General features: G+C 67.7%; 18 protein-coding genes. 16 read left to right on the top strand and 2 right to left on the bottom strand.

The window, feature by feature from the left end; genetic code table 11:
- Positions 1 to 77 precede the first annotated feature (77 nt).
- The 9 genes from AC6I0Y_RS08365 (at position 78) to AC6I0Y_RS08325 (ending at position 10,067) form a co-directional block, all read left to right on the top strand.
- Positions 78 to 1,727, top strand: a complete 1,650-nt coding sequence (locus AC6I0Y_RS08365) for an FAD-binding protein (protein ID WP_497730889.1) — start codon at positions 78 to 80, stop codon at positions 1,725 to 1,727.
- A 107-nt stretch (positions 1,728 to 1,834) separates the two neighbouring features.
- A complete protein-coding gene (locus AC6I0Y_RS08360; RefSeq protein ID WP_497730888.1) occupies positions 1,835 to 3,235 on the top strand; it encodes a helix-turn-helix transcriptional regulator in 1,401 nt (466 codons plus the stop codon).
- Positions 3,236 to 3,454: 219 nt separating this feature from the next.
- Positions 3,455 to 3,679, top strand: a complete 225-nt coding sequence (locus AC6I0Y_RS08355) for a hypothetical protein (protein WP_160710301.1) — start codon at positions 3,455 to 3,457, stop codon at positions 3,677 to 3,679.
- Positions 3,680 to 4,021: 342 nt separating this feature from the next.
- Positions 4,022 to 5,011 carry a uroporphyrinogen decarboxylase/cobalamine-independent methonine synthase family protein gene (locus AC6I0Y_RS08350; protein WP_497730886.1) on the top strand — a complete coding sequence of 330 codons (990 nt, stop codon included), beginning with the start codon at positions 4,022 to 4,024 and terminating at the stop codon, positions 5,009 to 5,011.
- Positions 5,012 to 5,059: 48 nt separating this feature from the next.
- The gene (locus tag AC6I0Y_RS08345; RefSeq protein ID WP_497730885.1) at positions 5,060 to 5,698 is read left to right on the top strand and encodes a corrinoid protein; all 639 of its coding nucleotides are present in this window, start codon (positions 5,060 to 5,062) and stop codon (positions 5,696 to 5,698) included.
- A gap of 4 nt (positions 5,699 to 5,702) precedes the next feature.
- The gene (locus AC6I0Y_RS08340; protein WP_497730884.1) at positions 5,703 to 6,710 is read left to right on the top strand and encodes a uroporphyrinogen decarboxylase family protein; all 1,008 of its coding nucleotides are present in this window, start codon (positions 5,703 to 5,705) and stop codon (positions 6,708 to 6,710) included.
- Between the two features lie 111 nt (positions 6,711 to 6,821).
- A complete protein-coding gene (locus AC6I0Y_RS08335; protein WP_497730883.1) occupies positions 6,822 to 8,807 on the top strand; it encodes an FAD-dependent oxidoreductase in 1,986 nt (661 codons plus the stop codon).
- A 72-nt stretch (positions 8,808 to 8,879) separates the two neighbouring features.
- Positions 8,880 to 9,872 (top strand): uroporphyrinogen decarboxylase family protein, encoded by a 993-nt coding sequence (locus tag AC6I0Y_RS08330; protein WP_497730881.1) that lies wholly within the window; start codon positions 8,880 to 8,882, stop codon positions 9,870 to 9,872.
- Between the two features lie 12 nt (positions 9,873 to 9,884).
- Positions 9,885 to 10,067 carry a hypothetical protein gene (locus tag AC6I0Y_RS08325; RefSeq protein WP_160708240.1) on the top strand — a complete coding sequence of 61 codons (183 nt, stop codon included), beginning with the start codon at positions 9,885 to 9,887 and terminating at the stop codon, positions 10,065 to 10,067.
- Between the two features lie 94 nt (positions 10,068 to 10,161).
- Here the strand turns inward: AC6I0Y_RS08325 and AC6I0Y_RS08320 are convergent, their stop codons facing one another.
- Together AC6I0Y_RS08320 and AC6I0Y_RS08315 are read right to left on the bottom strand one after the other, a co-directional pair.
- Positions 10,162 to 10,938 carry a hypothetical protein gene (locus AC6I0Y_RS08320; protein WP_497730879.1) on the bottom strand — a complete coding sequence of 259 codons (777 nt, stop codon included), beginning with the start codon at positions 10,936 to 10,938 and terminating at the stop codon, positions 10,162 to 10,164.
- A 9-nt stretch (positions 10,939 to 10,947) separates the two neighbouring features.
- On the bottom strand, positions 10,948 to 13,392 hold the full coding sequence (locus AC6I0Y_RS08315) for a molybdopterin-dependent oxidoreductase (RefSeq protein ID WP_160708242.1): 2,445 nt from the start codon (positions 13,390 to 13,392) through the stop codon (positions 10,948 to 10,950).
- Positions 13,393 to 13,748: 356 nt separating this feature from the next.
- On the opposite strand from AC6I0Y_RS08315, the gene AC6I0Y_RS08310 reads away from it, so the two are divergent.
- The 7 genes from AC6I0Y_RS08310 (at position 13,749) to AC6I0Y_RS08280 (ending at position 24,121) form a co-directional block, all read left to right on the top strand.
- Entirely contained in the window at positions 13,749 to 15,068 is a 1,320-nt protein-coding gene (locus AC6I0Y_RS08310) for a hypothetical protein (protein WP_497730878.1), read from the top strand.
- Positions 15,069 to 15,114: 46 nt separating this feature from the next.
- The gene (locus AC6I0Y_RS08305) at positions 15,115 to 15,333 is read left to right on the top strand and encodes a response regulator transcription factor (RefSeq protein ID WP_497730876.1); all 219 of its coding nucleotides are present in this window, start codon (positions 15,115 to 15,117) and stop codon (positions 15,331 to 15,333) included.
- Between the two features lie 231 nt (positions 15,334 to 15,564).
- Positions 15,565 to 18,105 carry a molybdopterin-dependent oxidoreductase gene (locus AC6I0Y_RS08300; RefSeq protein ID WP_497730875.1) on the top strand — a complete coding sequence of 847 codons (2,541 nt, stop codon included), beginning with the start codon at positions 15,565 to 15,567 and terminating at the stop codon, positions 18,103 to 18,105.
- Entirely contained in the window at positions 18,106 to 18,444 is a 339-nt protein-coding gene (locus AC6I0Y_RS08295; RefSeq protein ID WP_160708248.1) for a 4Fe-4S dicluster domain-containing protein, read from the top strand.
- A gap of 134 nt (positions 18,445 to 18,578) precedes the next feature.
- A complete protein-coding gene (locus tag AC6I0Y_RS08290; RefSeq protein WP_497730873.1) occupies positions 18,579 to 21,131 on the top strand; it encodes a molybdopterin-dependent oxidoreductase in 2,553 nt (850 codons plus the stop codon).
- A gap of 283 nt (positions 21,132 to 21,414) precedes the next feature.
- Positions 21,415 to 22,725, top strand: a complete 1,311-nt coding sequence (locus tag AC6I0Y_RS08285) for an MFS transporter (RefSeq protein ID WP_497730871.1) — start codon at positions 21,415 to 21,417, stop codon at positions 22,723 to 22,725.
- A gap of 109 nt (positions 22,726 to 22,834) precedes the next feature.
- A complete protein-coding gene (locus AC6I0Y_RS08280) occupies positions 22,835 to 24,121 on the top strand; it encodes an MFS transporter (protein WP_497730869.1) in 1,287 nt (428 codons plus the stop codon).
- Positions 24,122 to 24,146: the final 25 nt, after the last annotated feature.

The following is a 24,146-nucleotide window of genomic DNA, read 5'->3' as shown; positions in this document are numbered from 1 at the left end:
CCCCGCACGGGCCGCACGTCCTGATCGAACACGCGCCGCGCCCTGATGCGCGCGGCTTCCCGAAGGAGGAACCCATCATGTCCAAGCTCGCTTCCAACCTGTCGCGTCGCGATCTGCTCAAGTTCGGCGGCCTCTCCGCCGTCGGTGCCCTGGGGATGTCTGCCCTGGCCGGCTGCTCGCCCAAGGTCGTCGCCCCCGAGGGCGGCGTGCCCAAGGCCGGTAGCACCGCCGCCACCACCGGCTCCGCCGACGGCGTGCCGTCGTTTCTGCTGACCCCCGAGCCGGTGACCGACTTCGCCGAGACCCACGAGTACGACGTGGTCGTGGTGGGCGCCGGCGAGTCCGGCCTGGCCGCCATCCACGCCGCGCGTGCCGCCGGCGCCTCGGTGGGCGTGCTCCAGAGCCTGCCCATCGTGCAGACCGCCGGCAACATGGGCGCGTCGATCGACCTGACCCAGACGAGCGAGGCCGGCATCAAGGCGGCCGTCTCGTTCATCAGCTACAAGAGCGACTACCGGTCCAGCGCCGAGCAGGTGGAGGCGTGGGCCCGCAACTCCCAGGAGGCGCTTGCCTGGTGGGAGGAGGCCGCGGCCGCCGGCGGCAGCGTCTCGAAGCCCTACGACTACGTGGTCAACTGCAACGGCCACGACGTGTACTTCCACGCCAACACCTACTTCCACGACGAGGGCCATCAGAAGGGCGCGCTCGTCATCGGCGACGCCGTGCAGGCCGAGGGCGCCGAGATCTTCTTCGAGACCCCCTGCGTGCAGCTGCTCAAGGAGGGCGACCGCGTGGTGGGCGCCATCGGCAAGCGCAAGTCCGACGACAAGCACGTGCTGCTCAAGGCGAAGAAGGGCGTCATCATGGCCGCCGGCGACTACGTGGGCGACACCGAGATGCTGCACTACTACACCCCCGACGCCAAGGGCCTGCACCAGGCCGTGGATTTCCGCAACGGCACGGGCCTGAAGGCCGCCCTGTGGGCCGGCGCCCAGATGTGCCCCGCCTCCCACACCAAGATGGTGCACGGCGAGGGCCCGAAGGTGCGCTTCGAGATGCCCTACCTGTTCCTCGACCGCCACGGCAAGCGCTTCATGGACGAGAGCTGCTGCCGCATGGGCTACCTCAACGAGTTCACCAACAAGTACCTGGCCGAGGTGGACTTCGCCGAGGACACCGCCGTCAAGTTCTTCTCCATCGTGCCCACCAACTGGCAGGAGCACTACGACGCGTGGAAGCCGTTCTCTGACATCTCCATCCACAACGCCTACCGCAACGTCGATCCCGAGGCGTGGATCAAGGGCGAGACCCTGGAGGAGCTGGCGGCCAACATGATCGCCTACGCCGACGAGCAGAAGTGGGCCCACGACTACACCGTGGAGGCCATCGTGGAGTCCATCAACCGCTACAACGAGATGGTGGCTGCCGGCGAGGGCGATACCGACTTCGGCAAGCGCAGCGAGTACCTGGTGCCCATCGAGGCCCCCTGCTACGCGGTGCCCCGCGGCGCGAACAACATCGACGCCTTGGTGGACGGCTTGTGGTGCGACGGCAACTTCCAGTGCCTCGACGCCGACCAGAAGCCCATCGAGGGCCTGTTCGCCGTGGGCAACGCCTCCGGCCCGTTCTTCGGCAACCGCAACTACCCCATGGACATCGAGGGCCTGTCCGTCGGCCGCGCCATCACCACGGGCTTCGTGACCGGCCGCTACGTCGCGGGCCTGTAGCCTGACCAGCATCCCTCCCTCAGCGAAGGCCCCCGCCCCGGGGGCCTTCGGCTTGGGGGCGCGGCCGCCTCGGCGCGCGCGGCCGCCCGTCGGCGTATAATCGATTCATGAACTTGAAGCTGCCTACAACTTTAGACCCCGCGGTTCGCTCGGTCCCCCTCGTCTTCCTGGGCGTGGGGTTCGCGCGTGCCTGGGTGGCGCTGCTCTTTGCCAACCCGGTGGTGGCGGTGCCCTCGGTGCCGCTGTCGTCGCACCTGATGTTCGATGGCGGCTACGTGCTGGTGGCGCTGGCGGCCCTCGTCTTCGCGCGCCGGGTGGTGCCCTTAGGCGGGCATCCGGCCGCGGGCGCCGCGGCGCTCGGCCTCATGCTGGCGTCCACGGCGCTTGCCCTGGCGGCGGCGGGGGAGGGGCTGGCCTCCCTCGGCGCCGTGGCCTCGGTGCTCGGCGGCGCCGGCTTCCTGCTGTTCTCGCTGCTGAACGTGGAGGCCGTCTCGTCGCTTTCCACCCTGCGCGTGGTGCTGTGCTTCTCGTCCGCCTACGTGCTGGGCGGCTTCATCGCCTTCCTCGGCAACGGCATGGCGCCGCTCCAGCTGGCGGTGCTGCTCACGGCCCTGCCCCTCACCGCCTGCGCCTGCGTACGCGCGGCGTTCCGCAGCATTCCCGAGGCGGCGCTGCCCCACCGCCTGTTCCCGCGCTTCTCCTATCCCTGGAAGCTCTACGTCCTCATGGCCCTGTACTCCTTCGCCTACGGCCTGCGGCAGATGCAGATGGTGGCCGGCACCGGGCGCGGCTCCACCTACGCCACGATGATCGCCGCCGCGGTCGTGTTCGCCTCGGCATGGTTCTTCGCCGACCGCGTGGTGCTCATCAAGGCATCGCGGGCGCCCATGCTGTTCATGGTCTGCGGCTTTCTGCTCGTGCCGGCCCAGAGCGTGATGGGCGACGCGGTGTCGAGCTACCTCATCTCCATCAGCTACACGCTCATGCACGTGTTCACGCTGGTGCTCCTGTGCTCCATGGCGCGCAAGAGCGGGGTGCCGGCGCCGGTGCTCGTGGCGCCGCTCTACGCGGTGCAGCTGCTGACCATGGTGGGCGTGGGGGTGGACGCTGGCCTGGGCGCGCTGGGGATGTCGGCGGTCGCCCAGTCCACGGTGTCGGTGGTGATGGTGGCGCTGCTCGTGGCGCTCATCACCCTGCTGCTCCTCTCGGAGCGGCGCTGGGACTCGCACTGGACCGTCTCGCTCGACGACGACAGCCTGGCGGAGGAGTCCCGTCGCGAGGAGGCGGTCGCCGCCCGCTGCGACGAGCTGTCCGCCCGCTGCGGCCTGAGTCCGCGCGAGGACGAGATCATGCGCCTGCTGGCGCGCAAGAAGACCATGGCGACCATCGCCCGCGACCTCTACATCGCCGAGGGAACCGTCAAGGCCCATGTCCGCCACATCTACGAGAAGGCGGGCATCAACACGCGCAAGGAGCTTCTCGAGCTGCTTGGCGTGGGGGATGGGTAGGACGATTCACCCGTTTTGTCCCCTTGGCGGGAACGGAGGGCCCCCATTACCTCATTTCATGGGATAACCCGGCTCTGACCGGGTGATATATTTCCATATCAGCCGAAAGGTACTAGAGTTTCCACCCTTTTTTAAGTGGTTTGGGGGGATGCACCGATCCTTTCGGAGAGGGTAAAGTGCCCTCTGGAAGCTCAACCGGATGATGAAAGGAATGCTCCCATGTGCTTTAGACCTGCTGCTGTCGAGATCGACAAGACCTGCCCCCAGTGCGGCGCCAAGAACGGCGCTGCTGAGACCAAGTGCAAGGAGTGCGGCGCGGACCTGCCCGCCGGCCCCGCGATGCCCGGCGCCCCCGGTGCCCCCGGCGCTCCCGCGGCTCCTGGCGCTCCCGGCGCCCCGGCGGCCCCTGGCGCCCCGGCTGCTCCCAAGGCTCCCGGCCAGTAAGCTGATCGCGACATCGATCGCCCCGAAGGCCCCCGGCACCTGCCGGGGGCCTTTTTGCGCGCTGCGTAAGCCGTGGCTTTTCACCCACGGCCCCGACCGGGCAAAACCACCCGTATCGCCAGGTCAGCAGCGGAAAAGCCTTTTGGCCGAAAACGCCGCGGCTTACGCAGCCGCCCATTTTCATCCTTCCGGTCTAATGGCCCACCTGGGGTTTTGCGCCCTCCTTCCAAGATAAGGCTTCCGGCCCCATGCCCGCCCGGAGCCGGTTTTATAGGCTGCGTCCCAGGGGTTCCGCCCTCTGCGGCGGGCACGAACGCATCCGAGGGGAAAGGAAAGATGTCCATGGAAATGACCCCGCGTGAGAACATGATGGCCATCCTGGAAGGGAGGCAGCCCGAGTGGTACGGCGACTTCCAGAGCGCCGTCGAGATCATGATGGATCCCATCTGGAAGAGCGACTCGGTGCCCAGGGACGGCCTGGAGCACAAGGACTCCTGGGGAACCGTGTGCGTGTTCCCGCCCGACGCGCCGGGCAAGCATCCGCATGTGACCGACGAGAACGCCGTGGTGACCGATATCACCAAGTGGCGCGAGCAGCTGGTCATCCCGTCGCTCGACGGCCTTGACTGGTCCGAGGCCGAGGCCCGCGCCGCCAGCGTCGACCGCGGCGAGCGCTTCGTCGAGTACTTCAGCGCCCAGGGCCTGTTCGAGCGCTCGCACTTCCTCATGGGGATGGAGGAGGCCTTCTGCGCCTACCTCGAGGAGCCCGAGGCCATGTTCGAGATGCTCACGGCCATCGCCGACTACAAGAAGCGCGCCATCAAGGAGGCCGCGCGCCGGCTCAAACCCGACGTCATCTTCTTCCAGGACGACTGGGGCTCCAAGCAGAACCTGTTCCTCCCGCCGGATGTGTGGCGCGAGATGATCAAGCCGCTGCAGACGGAGATCGCGCAGGTCATCCACGAGTGCGGCATGATCTACGTCCACCACGCCGACTGCATCTGCGAGCCCATCGCCGAGGACATGGTGGACATCGGCATCGACATCTGGCAGGGCGTCATCCCGCAGAACGACATCGTGGCCATCCAGGAGAAGACGGGCGGCAAGCTGGCGATGATCGGCGGCATCGACGGCCCGGCCATCGACAACCCCGACACGTCGGAGGAGGCCATCGTGGCCGAGGTGCGCCGCTGCGTCGACGCCTACTGCCCGGCCGGCCGCTTCTTCCCCGGCGCCCCCGCGCCGCTGCTGCGCACGCGCAACAGCGAGATCCTCAACGCGGAGCTCGACCGCTACGGCCGCGAGTGGGCGGCCGCCCATCCGGTGGCGTAGGGGAACGCGCCTCCGGAACGTAAGACACCAGGAGAAGGGAAACCATCCATGACCATCATCGAAGACATCTACTCGGCCGTCCTGCGCGGCAAGCGCAAGGAGGTCGCCCCGCTCGTGCGGCAGGCCCTCGACGAGGGGCTGGGCGCCGAGGAGGTCCTCAACCAGGCGCTCGTGGCCGCCATGTCCGAGATCGGCGAGCGCTTCAGCCGCAACGAGGCCTTCGTGCCCGAGATGCTCGTGGCCGCCCGCGCCATGGCCGCCGGCACCGAGGTCCTGAAGCCCCACCTGGCCGAGGAGGGCGCCGAGCCCGTCGGCAAGGCCGTCATCGGCACGGTGAGGGGCGACATGCACGACATCGGCAAGAACCTCGTGCGCATGATGATCGAGGGCAAGGGCTTCGAGGTCACCGACCTGGGCGTGGACGTGGCGCCCGAGCAGTTCGTCACGTTCCTCCAGGAGCACGACGACGTGGACATCGTGTGCTGCTCGGCGCTGCTCACGACCACCATGCCCGAGATCGGCGCGACCATCCGCGCCATCGAGGAGGCGGGCCTGCGCGACCGCGTGAAGGTCATGGTGGGCGGGGCTCCGGTCACCCAGGCCTTCGCCGACGAGGTGGGGGCCGACGCCTACACGCCCGACGCCGGGGCCGCTGCCGCGCGCGCCGTCGAGCTGGTGCGGGGGTAGGGCCATGGACATGAAGCAGTGGGCCGCGGACCTCATCGCGGCCGAGCGCAAGAAGCCGCTGCCGGTGCTGTCGTTCCCGGCGGTGCAGATGATGGGGTGCACGGTGGCCGAGCTCATCGGCGACGCCGGGCGCCAGGCCGAGGCCATGGAGCTCGTGGCCGGGCGCGTCGACGCCGCCGCGGCCGTGTCGTTCATGGACCTGTCGGTGGAGGCCGAGGCCTTCGGCAGCCAGGTGCGCGTGACCGACGACGAGGTGCCCACGGTCATCGGCTCCGTCGTCGACGAGGACTCCGACCCCGACGGGCTGGCCGTGCCCGCGGCGGGCGCGGGGCGCACGGGGCTCTACCTCCAGGCCATCCGCGAGGTGGCTCCCAAGATCTCCGACCGCCCCGTGCTCGCGGGCGTCATCGGCCCGTTCTCGCTGGCCGGGCGCCTCATGGACGTCAACGAGGTCATGCCGCTGTGCTACGAGGAGCCCGAGCTCGTCCACGCGGTGCTGGGCAAGTGCGCGGAGTTCATCTGCGCCTACGCCCAGGCGTTCAAGGAGGCCGGCGCCGACGGCGTGGTCATGGCCGAGCCGCTGGCGGGGCTGCTCTCCCCCGAGCTCATGGCCGAGTTCTCCACGCCCTACGCGCGCCGCGTCGTGGATGCCGTGCAGGACGGGTCCTTCGCCGTCATCTACCACAACTGCGGGCCGTCGGTGTCCAGGGCCCCCGAGGCCGTGGCCGCCGTGGGCGCCATGGGCTACCACTTCGGCAACGCCTCGGACATGGCCGAGATGCTGGAGATCATGCCCGACGACGTGCTGGTCATGGGCAACGTGGACCCGGCGGGCGAGATCCGCAACGGCACGCCGGAGAGCGTGCGGGAGGCCACCCTCGCGCTCATGGGGGCGTGCGCCAAGTACCCCAACTTCGTGCCCTCCACCGGCTGCGACGTGCCGCCGATGAGCCCGTGGGAGAACATCGAGGCGTTCTTCGCGGCCGTCGAGGAGTTCTACGACGCCCGCTAGCCCCGCGGCCCCGGCGCCCCGCCCCGCCCGCGTCCCCGCGGCGCCGGGGCGGGGCGTCCTTCCCTCGCGGCCGCGCAGGCCGCGGCCGCCTGACTCACGGGAGGAGACCCCATGAAGTATCCCAACCTGTTCGAGCCGGTGTCCATCGCCGGCGTGACCTTGCCCAACCGCTTCGCCATGGCGGCCATGGGCCCCATGGGCCTCGGCGACGCGGAGGGCGGCTTCACCCAGCGCGGCATCGACTACTACGTCGAGCGCGCCAAGGGCGGCACCGGCCTCATCATCACCGGCGTCACCCATGCTGCCAACAACATCGAGACCCACGAGTACCCCTCTACGCCCTCGGCCACCGTCAACCCGCCGCATTTCATCCGCACGGCGCGCGAGATGACCGAGCGCGTCCACGCCTACGGGTCGAGCATCTTCCTGCAGATCTCGGCCGGCTTCGGCCGCGTCTACGCCGAGTTCCCGGAGGGCGAGGCGCCCGTGTCGGCCTCGGCCATCCAGAACCGCTGGTTCGACGTGGACTGCCGCCCGCTCACGGTGGAGGAGATCCGCGACATCACGCGCCAGTGCGGGCGTGCGGCCCGCATCGCCAAGGACGCCGGCTTCGACGGCGTGCAGATCCACGCGGTGCACGAGGGCTACCTGCTCGACCAGTTCGCCATCAGCCTGTTCAACGAGCGCGACGACGAGTACGGCGGCAGCCTGGAGAACCGCCTGCGCTTCGCCCGCGAGGTGTGCGAGGAGATCAAGGCCCAGTGCGGCGACGACTTCCCCGTGACGCTGCGCTTCTCGCCCAAGAGCTTCGTCAAGGGCTTGCGCGACGGCGCCCTGCCCGGCGAGGAGTTCGAGGAGATGGGCCGTGACGTGGCCGAGGGCGTGGAGGCCGCGCGCCTGCTCGTGTCCTACGGCTACGACGCCCTGGACGTGGACGTGGGCTGCTACGACGCCTGGTGGTGGAACCATCCGCCCATGTACCTGGAGAAGGGGATGTACCGTCCCTTCGCCAAGATGGTCAAGGACGCCGTGGACGTGCCGGTCATCTGCGCCGGGCGCATGGACGATCCGGCCATGGCGTCTGCCGCGGTGGCCGAGGGCGTCTGCGACCTCGTCGGCCTGGGTCGTCCGCTTCTGGCCGACCCCGCCTACGTGAACAAGCTGCGCCAGGACGACGTGGCGGCCATCCGGCCCTGCCTGTCGTGCCACGAGGGCTGCCTCGGGCGCATGATCCGCTACAAGAACATCTCCTGCGCCGTGAACCCGGAGTGCGCCCGTGAGCGCTACGCCGCGCTCATGCCGGCGCTCAAGGGCCAGCGCGTTCTCGTGGCCGGCGGCGGCCCGGCCGGCATGGAGGCTGCGCGCGTGGCGGCCCTGCGCGGCCACGACGTGGTGCTCTGCGAGGCCAAGGGGCGCCTGGGCGGCAACCTCGTGCCCGGCGGCGCGCCCGCCTTCAAGGAGGACGACCACGCGCTCATCGCCTGGTACGAGGAGCAGCTGCGCCGCGAGGGCGTGGAGGTGCGCCTGAACGCGCCCGTGACGGCCGCCATGGCGGCCGAGGGCGGCTTCGACCACGTCATCGTGGCCACCGGCGCCCTGCCCAAGGGCTTCCCGCTGCCCGGCGCCCCGCTGCTGGCGGCCGAGGACGTGCTGCTGGGGGAGGCCGACCCGGGCCGCGACGTGGTGGTCATCGGCGGCGGCCTGGTGGGCTGCGAGCTGGCGCTCCACCTGGCCCAGGACGGGCGCACGGTGACGCTCGTGGAGGCCCTGGACGACGTGCTGGAGCTCAACGGGCCGCTCTGCCCCGCCAACTTCGAGATGCTGCGCCGCCTGCTGCCCTTCCACGGGGTGCGCGTGCTCACGGGCTCGCAGGCCGTGGGCTTCGCCGACGGCTGCGTGGTGGTGGAGACGCCCGAGGGAGAGGTGCAGGTGCCCGCCACGGGCGTCGTCGAGTGCGTGGGCTACCGCGCCAACGACGCGCTCTACGACGAGCTGCGCCTTGCCCGCCCCCTCGTCCACAAGATCGGCGACGCCCGCTCGGTCGCCAACATCATGAACGCCATCTGGGACGCCCACGAGCTGGCCGGCTCGTTGTAGCGCCCTCGGCCGGGCCGGCGCGGAGCCCTCCGCCGCCGGCCCGGCCGCCTTCGCGAGAAAGGAGCCGCTCCTATGCTCACCAAGCGGCAGAACCTCATCGAGTGCATTCGGGGCGGCAGCCCTGATCGCTACGTCAACCAGTACGAGGCCCTCGCGCTCATCATGGCGAGCCCCCTCAGCGACCGCTCGCATATGGCCGACGAGGGCTACCTCATCGACGCCTGGGGCTGCTACCAGCGGCAGATCGCGGGCCAGCCGGGGCTGTTCCCCCTGCACGATGCCGCCCACCGCGTGGTCACCGACATCGCCGAGTGGCGCAGCCAGGTGAAGGTGCCCGGCGATTTGGACGACCCCGCCTTCTGGGAGCCCATCGCAGCGCGCGCCGCCGCCATCGACCGCTCCGAGCAGTTCGTGACGAGCGCGGTGTTCCCCGGCGTGTTCGAGCGGGTGCACCACCTGTGCGAGATCACCGAGGCGCTCGTCGGCTTCTACGAGGAGCCCGACGAGATGCGCGCCCTCATCGACGAGGTGGTCGACTACGAGCTGCGCCTGGCCGATGCGCACCTCAAGTACGTCAAGCCCGACGCCCTGTTCCACCACGACGACTGGGGCACCCAGATATCCACCTTCCTGGCGCCGGAGATGTTCGAGGAGTTCCTGCTCGAGCCCTACAAGCGCATCTACGGCTACTGGCGCGACCACGGCGTGGAGCTGATCGTGCATCACTCCGACAGCTTCGGCGAGACGCTCGTGCCCTACATGGTGGAGATGGGCGTGGACATCTGGCAGGGCACCCTGCGCACCACCAACGACATCCCGGCGCTCATCGACCGCTACGGCGGGCAGATCGCCTTCATGGGCGGCATCGAGTCGCAGATCGTCGACAAGCCCGACTGGACGGACGAGGAGGTGCGTGCCGAGGTGGACGCCGCCATCGCCGCGGTGGGCCGCACGACCGGCTTCATCCCGTGCCTCACCTCCGGCCTGGACTCGAGCGGCTACCCCGGGGTGTACGATGCGGTGAGCGCCGAGATCGACCGCTGCTCGGCGCGCGACTTCGCCTAGGAGGAGCCGCCCATGTGCTACCCCTGCACCCACTGCAACAAGTGCGGCGCCTACTCGGCCCGCGCCAAGTTCGTCTGCGCTGCCTGCGGGGCCGACGTGCCGCCCGGCGTGCCCGCCTGCCCCGCGTGCGGCGGCAAGAAGCTCACGGCCGTCAAGCTGGAGCCCGCCCCGCCCACGCCCGTCGGCAACGAGTAAGCTGGGGCGACCCGCGCCGTCCTCTGCGACGGGCGCCAGAAAAGGAAAAGGACCCGTGCGGGTCCTTTTCCTTTTCCGGGAGCGTGCTTCCGGCTTAGAACATCAGCGTGATGTCCTTGCGGGCGACCTCCTGGCCCTTGTCCAGGTAGGCCTTGCCGCCGCCCAGCTGCGTGCCCTGGGCGTCGTAGTTCATGACGATGGCCATGAAGCCCAGCTCGTGGGCCGCGCCGTCCTTGGCCTTGTCGGCGGCCAGCACGTAGGCCGTCGCCTTCTCGTCGGCGATGATCTGCTCCTCGATGTCCTTCTTCGCGGCCTCCAGGTCGATGGTCGCGAACTCGGCGAGGAAGGCTTCGAGCTTCTCGGCGCCGCGCAGGACGATGTTGAGCTCCATGTCGCCGACCCACGTGCCGTAGCTCTCGGTGCGCGACTCGGCCTTGGCCCCGGCGCCCACCTGCACGGTGCCGGCCTCGGCGGTGCCGGCCGCCATCGCCTCGCGCTCGGCCACCATGACCGCGCGGGCGTCGTCGGAGATGGGGGTGTAGAGCGCCCAGCGCGTCTTGCCGTCCATCTTCTTGGCCAGGTCCTCGACCTCGCCGTAGTACATGCACCACGCCTGGCAGGCCTGCACGCACGACGGCATCTTGCCCATCGCGGTGCGCGCCTCGCACAGATCGCACGCCTTGGTGATGGTGGGGTTGTAGACCCACTCGTAGGGCGTGTCGGCGTCGATGGGGGTCGTGTACTCGTAGGGGCCCACCTCGGTCAGCTTGATGCCGTACTCGCCGGCCGCCAGGCCGCGCTCGTTTCGGCAGGCGACCTCGCAGGAGTGGCAGCCCGTGCAGTACTCGTAGTTGATCAGGATTCCCTTCATCTGCTCCTCCTAGTTGATGACCGTGACGACGGGCTCTTCGACCACCTGGTAGGGCTTGCCGGGCTCGTACTCGGCGAAGTCGCCCTTCTCGGCGATGACGTCATGGGGCAGCACATCGCCCGGCTGCACCGGGTAGATCTTGCAGAGCATGCTCTTGATGGCGCTGCCGATGCCGCCCTGGCCCACGCGGAAGGCCTCGGTCATGTTGTTCAGGTTGGAGTCGTAGGTGCCGTAGAAGTTGGGCTCGGCGCCGTCCTGCTCGGGGAACCACCAGCCGTGCTCGGCGTGGATGCGGCCGGGCTGCACCTCGATGGTGGCCTTGACCTGCTGCTTGAAGCGGGCGCCGCGGCTGTTCTCCACCCAGATCCAGTCGCCGTCCTTCACGCCGTACTTCTCACAGTCGGCGGGGTTGACCATGACGAGCGGCCACGGGTGGAACTCGCGCATGGTGGGCAGCTGGCGATGCTCGGAGTGGAAGAACTCGAAGGAGCGGCCGCCGCCGGACAGGATGATGGGGAACTCCTTGAAGGTGTTAGGCGTGGAGAGCGGGCTCTCGGGCGGCTCGATGTGGTAGGGCAGCGGGTCGACGCCCCAGTGGTCGAAGCCGAAGGACCACAGCTCGACGCGGCCGGTGGGGGTGTTGAAGCCCGGCTGGCCGTCGGGGCGCAGCATGCCCTTGGCGTACTTGTCGTAGGTGGCGTCCCACTCCCAGTACGCGGTGCCGTTGCAGCTCTCGCCATAGCAGCCGTTCTCGGGGCTGGAGGGGTTCTGCACCGTCTCCCACCAGGTGCGCTTGTACTCGGTGCCACCGGGGGCCAGCTGGTCGGTCAGGTACCAGTTCGACCACTCCTCGTCGGTCTCCCACGGCCAGTGCTCCGGCTTGATGCGCTTGCCGAGGTCCAGGCAGATCTGCTCGTCGGACTTGGCCTCGTAGAAGTCGGTGACCTTGACCATGGTGCGGACGGGGGTCCACCAGGTGCGGCAGGAGTTGCGCTCGCAGCTCATGGCCACGGGCAGCACGATGTCGGCCAGGGCCTGGGCCGTCGGGGTCATGAACGGGTCGGCCACCACGATGAACGGCACCTTCATGAGGGCCGCGCGCGTGCGGGCCGGGTCCATGGAGGCGCAGGACAGCGCGTTGGAGCTCTGGATCCAGAACATCTGGATGGCGTAGGGCTCGCCGGTCTCGATGGCCGCCAGGATGGCGTCGGTGTCGGCGCAGGACACGATGTTGGACTCGTTGATGCCGGAGGTCTGCGGGATGAGCTTCTTGGCGTAGGTCTCCTTGGAGATGTACTCGTCGCCCAGGCCGTAGCGCTTCTCGATGAGGAAGGCGCAGCGGTACAGCGCGTTGCCGCCCGGGTTGTCGATGTTGCCGGTGATGGCCATGATGTCGGCCACCGACTCGGTCACGCCGAGCGCGGCGATCTGCTGCTCGAAGGCCAGGCCCCACTGGCAGGCGCAGCTCGACGCCGTGGCGATGAGGCGGGCGGCGCCGCGGATCTTGTCGGCGGGCACCTCGCAGATGGGCTCGGCCCACTCGGGCGTCTTGTCGGCCACGCGCTCGGCCAGGGCCTCGAAGCCGTAGGTCCACTTCTCGACGAACTCGTGGTCGTAGAGGTCCTCGCCGATGATGACGTTGAGCATGGCCATGGCCACCACGGCGTCAGTGCCGGGGCGGACGGGCAGCCAGAACGCGGCGCGGGCGCCCCACCAGGTCAGGCGCGGGTCGACCGAGATGATCTTCGACCCCATCTGGACGCACTGGACGAGCCAGTGGCCCAGGAAGCCGTCGGCGTTGGACTTGATGGGCTCGTTGCCCCACACCAGCACGACGCCGGGCACCTGCCAGTTCTCGTTGGCATAGCGGTCCCAGTGGGCCTGGGAGGCGTCGACGATGAACATGTCGCCCTGCTTGGCGGAGGTGCCGATCATGCGGGGCAGGTAGCAGGCGAAGCCGGTGAAGCCGAAGGTGGACACGTTGGGCGTCTCCATGCAGGCGGACGCAAAGTAGGGCACCTGCCAGCCGATGTTGCGGCCGGTGCCGTGCACCACCACGATGGTCTCGGAGCCGTGCTCCTTCTTGATCTTGAGCACCTTCTCGGTGATCTCGTCATAGGCCTCGTCCCAGCTGATGCGCTCCCACTTGTCCTCGCCGCGCTCGCCGGCGCGACGCAGGGGGTACTTCAGGCGGTCGGGATGGTTGACGGCCTCGGGCATGGTGAGGCAGCGCATGCACAGCTTGCCGTTGGCGACGGCGTTGAGCGGGTCGCCCTCCACCTTCACGAGCTTGTTGTCCTTGGTGTACAGCAGGACGCCGCAGCCCATGTGGCAGCCCGGGGGAGACCAGTGCGTCGTGCGCGTGACGGTGAAGTCCCCCTCCTGCCACTGCCACTCGCCGTCGTGGTACGCCTCGCGGTTGAGCTCGTCCAACCACTCTTTGTAATCGGCCATAACTCTCCTTTCTCTTTCCCTCGCGCATCCCCGCAGCCGCGGGGCTTCGCTCAAGGAGCAGTCTAGGAAGGGCGCCGCTCGGCGGCATTCAGCGTGCCATGCTATTTGGTCTCGCGCGTCTGCGCGACGATGGGGTGCCGTGTCCTATTTTGCGATGCTTAGCCGCAGACGAGCCCCCCGCCCTCGCGCTCCGTCCTCCCGCCTGCCGATTTCCCATGGGGGTCCGCATCCCATCTTTCCGTCAGCGCCTAATACCACAGGCCTTATACTGCCCATTCGGGCCCTTCCTTCGCCTTTTGCTTCAGGAAGGCTTGGTAGTATGGCCGAAGCCAGATGGTAGAGGGGGTGCGAGGCCGTTGAAGCAAGAGGCTGACAGGGAGGACGCGCAGGAAGAGGGCGCGGCTCATACCGGCGGATGGATCATGGTGAACCCCCGCATACTCATAGGCCTCATCGGCGTGGTCGCCTGCTATGGCTGGGTCTTCCTCATGCTGGGCACCTCCGTGTTCTTTCCGCTGACTGACCCCGCGGGGCTTATCTCGAGCGGGGCTCACCTCGCCTTCGTAGGCGGCGCGTGCGCGGCGCTTCTGGGAACGTGGTACTGCTCCGATGGGCTCGTGGCGCACCGCATGACGCACTTCGTCCTCGCGGCCGCCTGCTCGGCGCTCGGCACGGCGGGGCTGTGGGTGCTCCAGGGCCAGTCGGGGATCCTCTGGGTTCCCTCGCTTCTGGCCGGCGCCGGCTTCGGGCTCTTGAACCCGCTCTACGGCGAGTACGTCTGCCTGTTCTTCCATGGGTCGCTGCGCGTCTACGTCAACGGCATCTTCGCCGCCGCCGCGCTCGCCTGCATCTGGCTGCTCTTCATCAGCCAGGCGCTGCTGTTCGCCTTCGCGGCGCTGTTCCCGCTCGTGTCGCTTGCGTGCTACCTCATCGCCATGCGCCTGTTCGACCTGCGCGAGCGCTCCCGCGCCAGCCGCGCCCAGTCCGACCAGCGCCACCGCATCGTGTGGCGGTCGTACCTGGCCACGGCCACGGCGGGCATGGCGGCGGGCTACGCGGTGGGCTGCATCCTGTCCACCCAGACGGTGCATGACTGGCCCTACTTCATCATAGAGCTGATGGTGGCGGCCACCTGCCTGCTGCTGCTCTACGACGCGCTCAAGACCCATCGCGTCACCGAGTCGGTCACCATGCGGTGGTTCTTGCCCGGCTCGGCCATCGTGGTGTTCCCCCTCGTGTTCGTGCCCGACGAGCTGGTGGTCATCTTCGCGCTGCTGCTTCTGTGCGGGTCGTTCTTCCCCATCACCTGCTCGCTCTCGGCGGTGTGCAAGCACATCGTGATCTGCGACCTGTCGGCCGTGCGGGCCTTCTCCTTCGGGCGCCTCATGTGCTTCATCGGCATCGGGGTGGGCATGGTGCTCGCCTTCGCGGGGTTCATGCCGGCCTCGGCCGCGTTCTTCGGGCCGCTCGTGACGCCCGGATCGGTCATCATGTTCATGCTGCTCGTCATCTTCTCGGCGTCGTTCGTCATGACCGAGGACAACTATCCGGACGAGAACCGCTTCAAGCGCGTCGAATCCGACGGGGGGGGGGGCGTCACTGTCGGTGTCTCCCGGCACGCCCATTCGCAAGATAGACTCCCCGGCCCCCGACGGGGCTGCGCAGCCGGCGCCTGAGGGCGACGCGCACCGCCCGAGCGTCTTTCACCTCAAGTGCGAGGCCGTGGCCGACCGCTACGGGCTCTCCAGCCGCCAGCGCGAGGTGCTCACCATGCTGGCCAAGGGGCGCAACGCCGAGTACATCACCGAGAAGCTCGTCATCTCGTCGCACACGGCCAAGGCGCACATCTACAACATCTATCAGAAGACGGGCGTGCACTCGCGCCAGGAGCTCATGGACCTCGTGGAGTGCGCGGAGATCGACGAGGGCGCCGACGCGTGACGCGCCGTGCGCGCCCCCGGCCCTCGGCGCGGGTCGGGCCGGGGGCGTCCCTGTCGGGCCTGCCGGCGTCCTCGCGGCCCGCGGGCATAATCCCCCAAACCTTACGTTGCCCATTTAGCCCCTGCCACCTCATGAAAGGCGGCGGGGGCTTCTCTATGGTGGGGGAGGCGAGCGGTCCTGCCCGCGTGCGGCCCGGTCGCCGGAGAGAACCCATGAGAGAGGAGTTGGGACATGCTATTCGATTACCAGGAGTTCCTCGATGGCATCGATCGCGAGGCCTATCACGAGGGCGAGTGGCAGTGGGAGGAGGACGGCTACACCGTAACGCGCACCTACACCTACTCGGCGCCCGGCTGCCATGATTCCTGCGGCGTGCTCATGTACACCAAGAACGGCAAGCTGGAGAAGATCGAGGGCGACCCGCTCGATCCCTGCGCCAACGGCCGCCTGTGCATGCGCTGCCTGAACCTGGTGGAGGGCGTGAACTACGCCGACCGCCCGAAGTGGCCCCTCAAGCGCGTTGGCGCGCGCGGCGAGAACAAGTGGGAGCGCATCAGCTGGGAGGAGGCGCTCGACACCATCGCCACCTGGATCCACGACAACCTGGACGCCAAGGGCCTCGGCCGCGAGTCCATCTTCGTGAACCACGGCACCGGCCGCAACATCTCGTCGTGGGTGCCCTTCCTCGGCGGCGCGTGCCTCGGCACGCCCAACATCGGCGCCATCGGCTTCTCCGGCTACTCCTGCTACCTGCCGCGCACCTGCGGCACGGCCGCGGGCATCGGCGACTTCCCCATCGTGGACGCCTCCGAGGGCCACGCCGACCGCTATAACAACCCCGAGTGGGTGCGCCCCGACGTGGTGGTCATCTGGGGCTGCGAGCCGCTGCGCTCCAACGCCGACGGCTACCTGGGCCACTGGCTGGTGGCCTGCATGCAGCAGGGCACGCGCTTCATCTCCGTTGACCCGCAGCTCACCTGGTGGGGCGCCCATGCCGACTACTGGCTGCCCATCCGCCCCTCCACCGACCTGGCGCTCGCCCTGGCCTGGCTCAACGTCATCACCACCGAGGAGCTCCAGGACAAGGAGTTCATCGAGTACTGGTGCGCCTACTACGACGAGCTGAAGGAGCACGTGGCCCAGTTCACCCCCGAGTGGGCCGCCAAGATCTGCGAGGTGCCGGCCGACCTCATCCGCGACGCGGCGCGCTTCTACGCCACCGCCGAGCGCGGCGCCATCCAGTGGGGCCTGGCCTTCGACACCCAGGTGGACTCCATCCAGCTGTGCCAGACGGTCTCCAACCTCATGAGCGTCTGCGGCAACATCGACAAGCCGGGCACCAACATCCTCGTGCGCAACGGCTTCGAGATCAACCCGGGCTACGCCACCGCGCAGCTCTACTGCGACCCGGACACCTTCGCCAAGAAGCTCACCGTCGACCTCGTGCATCCCGGCTGCACCCAGTTCATCGGCATGGCCGACTGCGATGCCGTGAACCGCGCCTTCGAGACGGGCGAGCCCTACCCCATCAAGATGTTCTGGTCTCAGGGCGCCAACGGCATCAGCTGCTCGGCCACTGCGGCCCCGCGCGTCCACAAGATGCTCGAGAAGGTGGAGTTCTGCGTGGTCGCCGACCCCTACATGACGCCCACCGCCATGGCCTACGCCGACATCTTCCTGCCGCTCAAGACCACTGCCGAGCGCGACTCCATGCGCGTGTGGTGGACCCCGCTGCGCGCCATGAAGGCCGTCAGCGAGTGGTACGAGGCCAAGTCCGACGAGGAGCTCATCGTGGCGCTTGGCAACAAGATGAACCCGGAGCTGTTCCAGAAGCGCTGGCCCACGCTCGACGCGCTGCTCCAGGACTACCTGGACGTCGGATTCAACCTCTACGACCCGGAGACTGGCAAGTCCTACAAGTCGGCCGGCCGCTCTAAGGCGGGCATGATCGAGGTGCCCGACGTGCACACCGACTTCTGGAAGAAGCATCACGCCGACGGCACCTGCTCGTTCAAGTCGCTCGTCGAGGACAAGTGCGGCTACGAGTACGATGACTTCTGCGCGACGTACCGCAAGTACGAGAAGGGCATGCTGCGCCCCGACGGCCAGCCCGGCTTCGCCACGCCTTCGGGCCGCATCGAGCTCGTGCCCTTCGCCACCTTCGGCGCCTGGGGCATCCCGCCTCTGGCCGAGCACGTGGAGTCGCTCACGATGAAGCGCTGGATGGAGGATCCGGAGTACCGCGCCGAGTACCCGTTCATCTGCATCAACGGCTCCCGCTCCTACGAGTTCTTCCACTCCGAGAACCGCCAGCAGGCCACCATGCGCGAGTTCCACCCCATGCCGCTCGTGAAGGTGTCCACCCAGACCGCCGAGGAGTACGACCTCAAGGAAGGCGAGTGGATCTGGATCGAGAACACCGAGGGCCGCTGCCGCCAGAAGGTGCACATCGACCCCACGCTCAACCCCAACTACATCCACGCCGAGCACGGCTGGTGGTTCCCCGAGGAGGAGCCGGCGTTCCCGCACCTCTACGGCACCTTCGACTGCAACATCAACAACCTGACCGCCTCCTACGAGACCGGCCAGGGCGGCATCGGCAACCCGCTCAAGAGCGTCGCGGCCAAGATCTACAAGTGCACCGATGACGTGAACGAGCCCAGCCCGGGCGAGGTCGTGACGAAGCTCGGCGGCTTCCGCGACGACTACGTGGCCACCGAGCCGTTCGCCTGGACCCATGACAACACGACGCGCGAGGGAGGACGATTCTAGATGAAGGGCATCCTGATCAACTACGAGTTCTGCACCGGCTGCCACTCCTGCGAGGTGGCCTGCAAGAAGCACCTCGAGCTGCCCGCGGGCGAGTTCGGCATCAAGCTCTCCGAGACCGGTCCTTTCGAGTACGCCGGCAAGACCGGCGCTGACCACTGGGAGTGGACCTACCTGCCCGTGATGACCAAGGCGTGCGACATGTGCGAGGACCGCACGGCCAAGGGGAAGCTCCCCATGTGCGTCCAGCACTGCCAGGCGTGGTGCATGTACTACGGCGAGGTGGAGGACCTGGCCAAGAAGATGGACGGTTCTTCCCGCTGCGCCCTCTTCACCCGTTAAAGCACTCCTGACCTGAGGCGGAAGGCGCGGCGGCATAACCCGTCGCGCCTTCCTGCTTTCCGGGCCGGCCGCCCCCTTCGGCGCGCTCCGGCCCGCACCTGACGAGAGCCACGACGAGAGAAGGGGATGTCACCATGCTGTTCAACTACCAAGAGTTCCTCGACGGCATCGACCGCGAGGCCTACCATGCGGGGGAGTGGCGCTGGGAGGAGGACGGCTACACCGTCACCCGCACCTACACCTATTCTGCCCCGGGCTGCCACACCTCCTGCGGCGTGCTCATGTACACCAAGAACGGCAAGCTGGAGAAGATCGAGGGCGACCCGCTCGATCCCTGCGCCAACGGCCGCCTGTGCATGCGCTGCCTCAACCTGGAGGAGGGCGTGAACTACGCCGACCGGCCCAAGTGGCCCCTCAAGCGCGCCGGCGCGCGCGGCGAGAACAAGTGGGAGCGCATCAGCTGGGAGGAGGCGCTCGACACCATCGCGGAGTGGATCCGCGTCAACATCGACGAGGCCGGGTTCGGCCGCGAGTCCATCTTCGTGAACCACGGCACCGGGCGCAACATCTCGTCCTGGGTGCCGTTCCTCGGCGGCGCGTGCCTCGGCACGCCCAACATCGGCGCCATCGGGTCGTCGGGCTACTCCTGCTACCTGCCGCGCACCTGCGGCACGGCGGCCTCCATCGGCGACTTCCCCATCGTGGACGCCTCCGAGGGCCATGCCGACCGCTACGCCAACCCCGAGTGGGTGCGCCCCGACGTGGTGGTCATCTGGGGCTGCGAGCCGCTCAAGTCCAACGCCGACGGCTACCTGGGCCACTGGCTGGTGGCCTGCATGCAGCAGGGAACCCAGTTCATCTCCATCGACCCGCAGCTCACCTGGTGGGGCGCGCACGCGGCCTACTGGCTGCCGCTGCGCCCGGCCACGGACATGGCCATCGCGCTTGCCTGGCTCCACGTCATCATGTACGAGGAGCTGGAGGACCGCGAGTTCGTCGATCTGTGGTGCGCCTACTATGACGAGCTCAAGGCCTACGTGGAGCCCTTCACGCCCGAGTGGGCCGGCAAGATCTGCGAGCTCGACCCCGAGCTCATCCGCGAGTCGGCGCGCTTCTACGCCACGGCCGAGCGCGCGGCCATCCAGTGGGGCCTGGCCTTCGACACGCAGAACGACTCCATCCAGCTGTGCCAGACCGTCTCCAACCTCATGTCCATCACGGGCAACATCGACAAGCCGGGCACCAACCTGCTCGTGCGCAACGGCTTCGAGATCAACCCGGGCTACGCCACCGCGCAGCTCTACTGCCCGCCGGAGACCTTCGCCAAGAAGCTCACGGTGGACGTGACGCACCCCGGTTACGTGCACTTCATCGGCATGGCCGACTGCGATGCGGTCAACCACGCCTTCGAGACGGGCGAGCCCTACCCCATGAAGATGTTCTGGTCCCAGGGGGCCAACGCCATCACCTGCACGGGCAACGCCGCGCCCCGCATCTACCAGATGCTTGAGAACGTGGAGTTCTGCGTGGTGGCCGACCCGTACCTGACGCCGACGGCCGTGGCCTTCGCGGACATCTTCCTGCCGCTCAAGACCACCGCCGAGCGCGACTCCATGCGCGTGTGGTGGACCCCGCTGCGCGCCATGAAGAGCGTCTCCGAGTGGTACGAGGCCAAGTCCGACGAGGAGCTCATCGTGGCGCTGGGCAACAAGATGAACCCGGAGCTCTTCCAGAAGCGCTGGCCCACGCTCGACGCTCTGCTCCAGGACTACCTGGACACCGGCTTCAACATCGTGGACCCGGAAACGGGCAAGTCCTACAAGTCGGCCGGCCGCTCCAAGGCGGGCATGGTGGAGGTGCCCGACGCCCACACCGACTTCTGGAAGAAGCACCACGCCGACGGCACGTGCAGCTTCCAGTCGCTCGTGGAGGACAAGTGCTGCTACGAGTACGACGACTTCTGCGCGACGTACTACAAGTACGAGAAGGGAATGCTGCGCGCCGACGGCACGCCGGGCTTCGCCACGCCGTCGGGCCGCATCGAGCTCGTGCCCTTCGCCACCTTCGGCGCCTGGGGCATCGACCCGTGGCCCAAGCACCACGAGTCCATCCACTCCGTCAAGTGGCTTGAGGATCCGGAGTTCCGCGCCGAGTACCCGTTCATCTGCGTGAACGGAAGCCGCTCCTATGAGTTCTTCCACTCCGAGAACCGCCAGCAGGCCACCATGCGCGAGTTCCACCCCGACCCCATCGTCAAGGTAAGCGCCCAGACCGCCGAGGAGTACGACATCCACGAGGGCGACTGGATCTGGCTGGAGAACTCCGAGGGCCGCTGCCGCCAGAAGGCGCATATCGACCCCACGCTCAACCCGAACTACGTCTACGCCGAGCACGGCTGGTGGTATCCCGAGCAGGAGCCCGCGTTCCCCAACCTCTTCGGCATGTGGGACGTGAACATCAACAATCTGACGGCCTCTTACGAGACGGGCCCCGGCGGCATCGGCTGCCCGTTCAAGAGCATCGTCTGCAAGATCTACAAGTGCGCGCCCGACAACATGGCGCCCACTCCGGGCGAGGTGGTCACGCAGCAGGGCGGTTTCCGCAATGACTACGTGGCCGGCGAGCCCTACGCCTATGGCCAGGAGGACTCCTGGCAGGAGCGCATGAAGCGGGGCGTCGAGGCTTAAACAGCGTGTGCCACGGGAGGGCGCCGGCGGAAAACCATCGGCGTCCTCCCAGGTCAGAGCCTAGGCTAATCCCTCGTTTCCTACGCCCGATCACCCGCGCCGCCCAATTTTCCCAAGGATAGGAACCCTCGCCCCATGCGATTTCCCCCAAATCCGAACAGAATGCGGGCAACCCGCGCGAGGGCGTGGGTGCGAAAGGTTGGGGGAGAGCGAGGGACCGAAGGGGGGGAGCCGACGACTCGTTCTCATGCTCGTTTCGCAACATAAGAGGAAAGGTAAAGAAATGGCTGAAGAAAAGAAGGGGTTCCATCGCGCCTGGCTGGTCTTCATCGGCGTCTGCATGATGATGGCTGGCGGCATGGGTCTCGTGCTCAACGTGATGGGCAACTATTTCGCGCCGATGGCCATGGCCTTCGGCCTGGTCACTCCTGATGGCAAGCCCGACGTGACCCAGGTGACCCTGCTCATGACCGTGTATTCGTACGTCATGCTTGTCTGGCTGCCGTTCTGCGGCCGCCTGTTCGACAAGGTTGACGCACGGATTCTGTTCGGCGTCAGCGGCTGCCTGATCGTCATCGGCTGCCTGCTGTTCAACGTCTGGACCGAGGTGTGGCAGATCTACATCTCCGGCGCCCTGTTCGGCCTGGCTGGCCCCGCCATCTTCCTGGTGGGCCCCTCCGTGCTGATCAACAACTGGTTCGCCCCCAAGCAGGCGGGCAAGTTCCTCGGCATCGCGTCCGCCTTCACCGGCGTGGGCACCTTCGTGTGGTCCCCGGTGTTCGCCGGCCTCGTCAAGGCTGAGGGCTACAAGTTCGGCTTCACCGTCGAGGCCGTCATCGCCGCTGTGCTCATCCTCATCCCCGCGTTCTTCTTCTTCCGCACGCGTCCTGAGGACGTGGGCCTGCAGCCGTGGGGCATCGAGAAGGAGACCGCCGAGGGCGAGAAGCCCAAGGCCGTCGGCGTCAGCGGCAAGTTCGCCCTGGGCACCATCGCCTTCTGGGCCATCCTCATCGGCGCCGGTCTGATCTCGCTGGGCGGCGGCTACAAGTCCCTCATGCCCACCGCCGTGCAGTCCGTGGGCGGTCCTGAGCTGGCCATGCTCGGCGCGACGATGATCTCCGCCGCCGCTGTCGGCAACATCCTCGGCAAGATCACCCTGGGCACCCTGGCCGACAAGATCGGCATCAAGAACGCCATGGTCGGCTTCGCCGTCGTGTCCGCCATCGGCTTTGCGCTCATGGTGGCCTTCATGGGCGACAACATGGTTCCGATGATCATCGCCGGCTTCTGCATCGGCACCGGCGACGCCATGATGTCCGTCGGCCTGCCGCTCGTCACCCGCGCCTGCTATGGCGACCGCCGCTACGGTGAGATCTACTCCTACATGAACATGCCCATCGCCCTGCTGGGCGGCCTCGGCGCCACCTTCGTGGCTCTGGTGGCCAGCCTCACCGGCGGCTTCCAGGCTGCTTACGGCTGCGGCATCGTGTTCGAGGCCATCATCGCGGCGTGCATGATCGTCGCCGTGGTGACCGCCAAGAAGTTCCGCGACAAGTGGACGGCCGAGGGAGAGCCCGAGAAGTCTCGCGGCTAGCCTTCGCTGAACGTGCGGCGCCGAAAGGCGCCGCACGGCTTTTATCCCCCGTTTTCATTATCTATGTAGGATGCGCGGGAGCGCATCGCGCGATAGACAGGTGCTCATCATGAGAAGTTTCTTCGGTACCCGTGTCCACTACGCATGGCTCATCCTCATCGGATGCTGCTTCATGCAGGCGGGCGGGCTGGGGGCCGTGCTTGACGCGGCGGGCGTGTTCTTCGTCCCGGTCTGCGACAGCCTCGGCTTCTCCCGCTCGGAGATATCCCTCTACCTGACGTTCTACTTCATCGCCACGGTGTTCGCCATGCCGCTCGTGGGCCGCTGGATCACCCGCTTCAACATCAACCGGCTGCTCTCGGTGTCGTTTCTGCTGGTGATAGCCGCCGTGGCCGCCATGGGCTTCTACACCGAGCCGTGGCAGTGGTGGGTGTCGGGCATCGTGTTCGGCCTGGCCGGCAGCTTCATCTTCGTCATGCCGGCCCCCATCCTCATCGGCAACTGGTTCCATACCCGCAAGGGAATCGCGCTGGGCGTTGCCATGTCGTTCTCCGGCATCGGCGGGGCCATTCTCTCGCCGGTGTTCACCCTGTTCATCCAGACGTTCGGCTGGCGTGAGGCCTACCTCATCGCCGCGGTGGTGATGGGCGTTCTCGTGCTGCCCTGGACGCTGTTCGTGTTCAAGCTGCACCCCGAGGACATCGGCATGCGCCCCTACGGCTGGACGCAGGAGGACGAGGAGGACGAGTCCGCCGCAGCCGACGAGTTCGGCGGCATCGACGCCCGCCAGGCGCTCAAGACCGTGCCCTTCTGGTGCATGTTCCTGTTCGCCGGCCTCATCGCCTACTTCGCCGGCTTCAACTCGCACCTGCCCGGGTTCGCCCAGTCCGTGGGCTTCAGCCCCCTGGTGGGCTCGTCGCTGCTGACGGCCGTGATGGTCGGCAACGTGGTGGAGAAGTACATCGTGGGCTTCCTCAACGACAAGATAGGCGTGCAGTTCACGGTGAACATCCAGCTGGTGTGCGTGGCGGCCGGGCTTCTGGGCTTCGTGTTCGCCGGCGACAACCTGGTGGTGCTCTACGTGTCGGCGTTCTTGTTCGGCGCGCAGAACTCGCTCGTGTCGGTGTCCACGCCGCTGCTGGTGCGCCAGCTGTTCGGCGGTCGCGACTACCCGAAGATCTACGCCTACACCCGCATCGGCACCGGCGTCATAGGGTGTTTGGGCCCCGTGACCGTGGCGGGCATGTTCGACACCACGGGAAGCTTCATCCCGGCCTTCATCCTGGGCGTGGGAATCGCTGTCCTGGCCTTTGTCACGGTGCGGGTGGCCTACTTGCTCCGCAAGCAGATTGCCTGTGATGAAAGCAACGTTGTGCCTGATCAAGTTGTTGCTTAACCAAGAATAATACCGCATGGCTAAG

Source organism: Adlercreutzia sp. St.1H8 (assembly GCF_059728655.1).
Note: the sequence above shows the minus strand (reverse complement) of the source record. Positions and strands in the feature narration are given on the sequence as shown.

Excerpts from the sequence above, each read along its gene's own strand:
- AC6I0Y_RS08365 (WP_497730889.1), top strand. The coding sequence starts at position 78 with ATGTCCAAGCTCGCTTCCAACCTGTCGCGTCGCGATCTGCTCAAGTTC.
- AC6I0Y_RS08360 (WP_497730888.1), top strand. The coding sequence starts at position 1,835 with ATGAACTTGAAGCTGCCTACAACTTTAGACCCCGCGGTTCGCTCGGTC.
- AC6I0Y_RS08355 (WP_160710301.1), top strand. The coding sequence starts at position 3,455 with ATGTGCTTTAGACCTGCTGCTGTCGAGATCGACAAGACCTGCCCCCAG.
- AC6I0Y_RS08350 (WP_497730886.1), top strand. The coding sequence starts at position 4,022 with ATGGAAATGACCCCGCGTGAGAACATGATGGCCATCCTGGAAGGGAGG.
- AC6I0Y_RS08345 (WP_497730885.1), top strand. The coding sequence starts at position 5,060 with ATGACCATCATCGAAGACATCTACTCGGCCGTCCTGCGCGGCAAGCGC.
- AC6I0Y_RS08340 (WP_497730884.1), top strand. The coding sequence starts at position 5,703 with ATGGACATGAAGCAGTGGGCCGCGGACCTCATCGCGGCCGAGCGCAAG.
- AC6I0Y_RS08335 (WP_497730883.1), top strand. The coding sequence starts at position 6,822 with ATGAAGTATCCCAACCTGTTCGAGCCGGTGTCCATCGCCGGCGTGACC.
- AC6I0Y_RS08330 (WP_497730881.1), top strand. The coding sequence starts at position 8,880 with ATGCTCACCAAGCGGCAGAACCTCATCGAGTGCATTCGGGGCGGCAGC.
- AC6I0Y_RS08325 (WP_160708240.1), top strand. The coding sequence starts at position 9,885 with ATGTGCTACCCCTGCACCCACTGCAACAAGTGCGGCGCCTACTCGGCC.
- AC6I0Y_RS08320 (WP_497730879.1), bottom strand. The coding sequence starts at position 10,938 with ATGAAGGGAATCCTGATCAACTACGAGTACTGCACGGGCTGCCACTCC.
- AC6I0Y_RS08315 (WP_160708242.1), bottom strand. The coding sequence starts at position 13,392 with ATGGCCGATTACAAAGAGTGGTTGGACGAGCTCAACCGCGAGGCGTAC.
- AC6I0Y_RS08300 (WP_497730875.1), top strand. The coding sequence starts at position 15,565 with ATGCTATTCGATTACCAGGAGTTCCTCGATGGCATCGATCGCGAGGCC.
- AC6I0Y_RS08295 (WP_160708248.1), top strand. The coding sequence starts at position 18,106 with ATGAAGGGCATCCTGATCAACTACGAGTTCTGCACCGGCTGCCACTCC.
- AC6I0Y_RS08290 (WP_497730873.1), top strand. The coding sequence starts at position 18,579 with ATGCTGTTCAACTACCAAGAGTTCCTCGACGGCATCGACCGCGAGGCC.
- AC6I0Y_RS08285 (WP_497730871.1), top strand. The coding sequence starts at position 21,415 with ATGGCTGAAGAAAAGAAGGGGTTCCATCGCGCCTGGCTGGTCTTCATC.
- AC6I0Y_RS08280 (WP_497730869.1), top strand. The coding sequence starts at position 22,835 with ATGAGAAGTTTCTTCGGTACCCGTGTCCACTACGCATGGCTCATCCTC.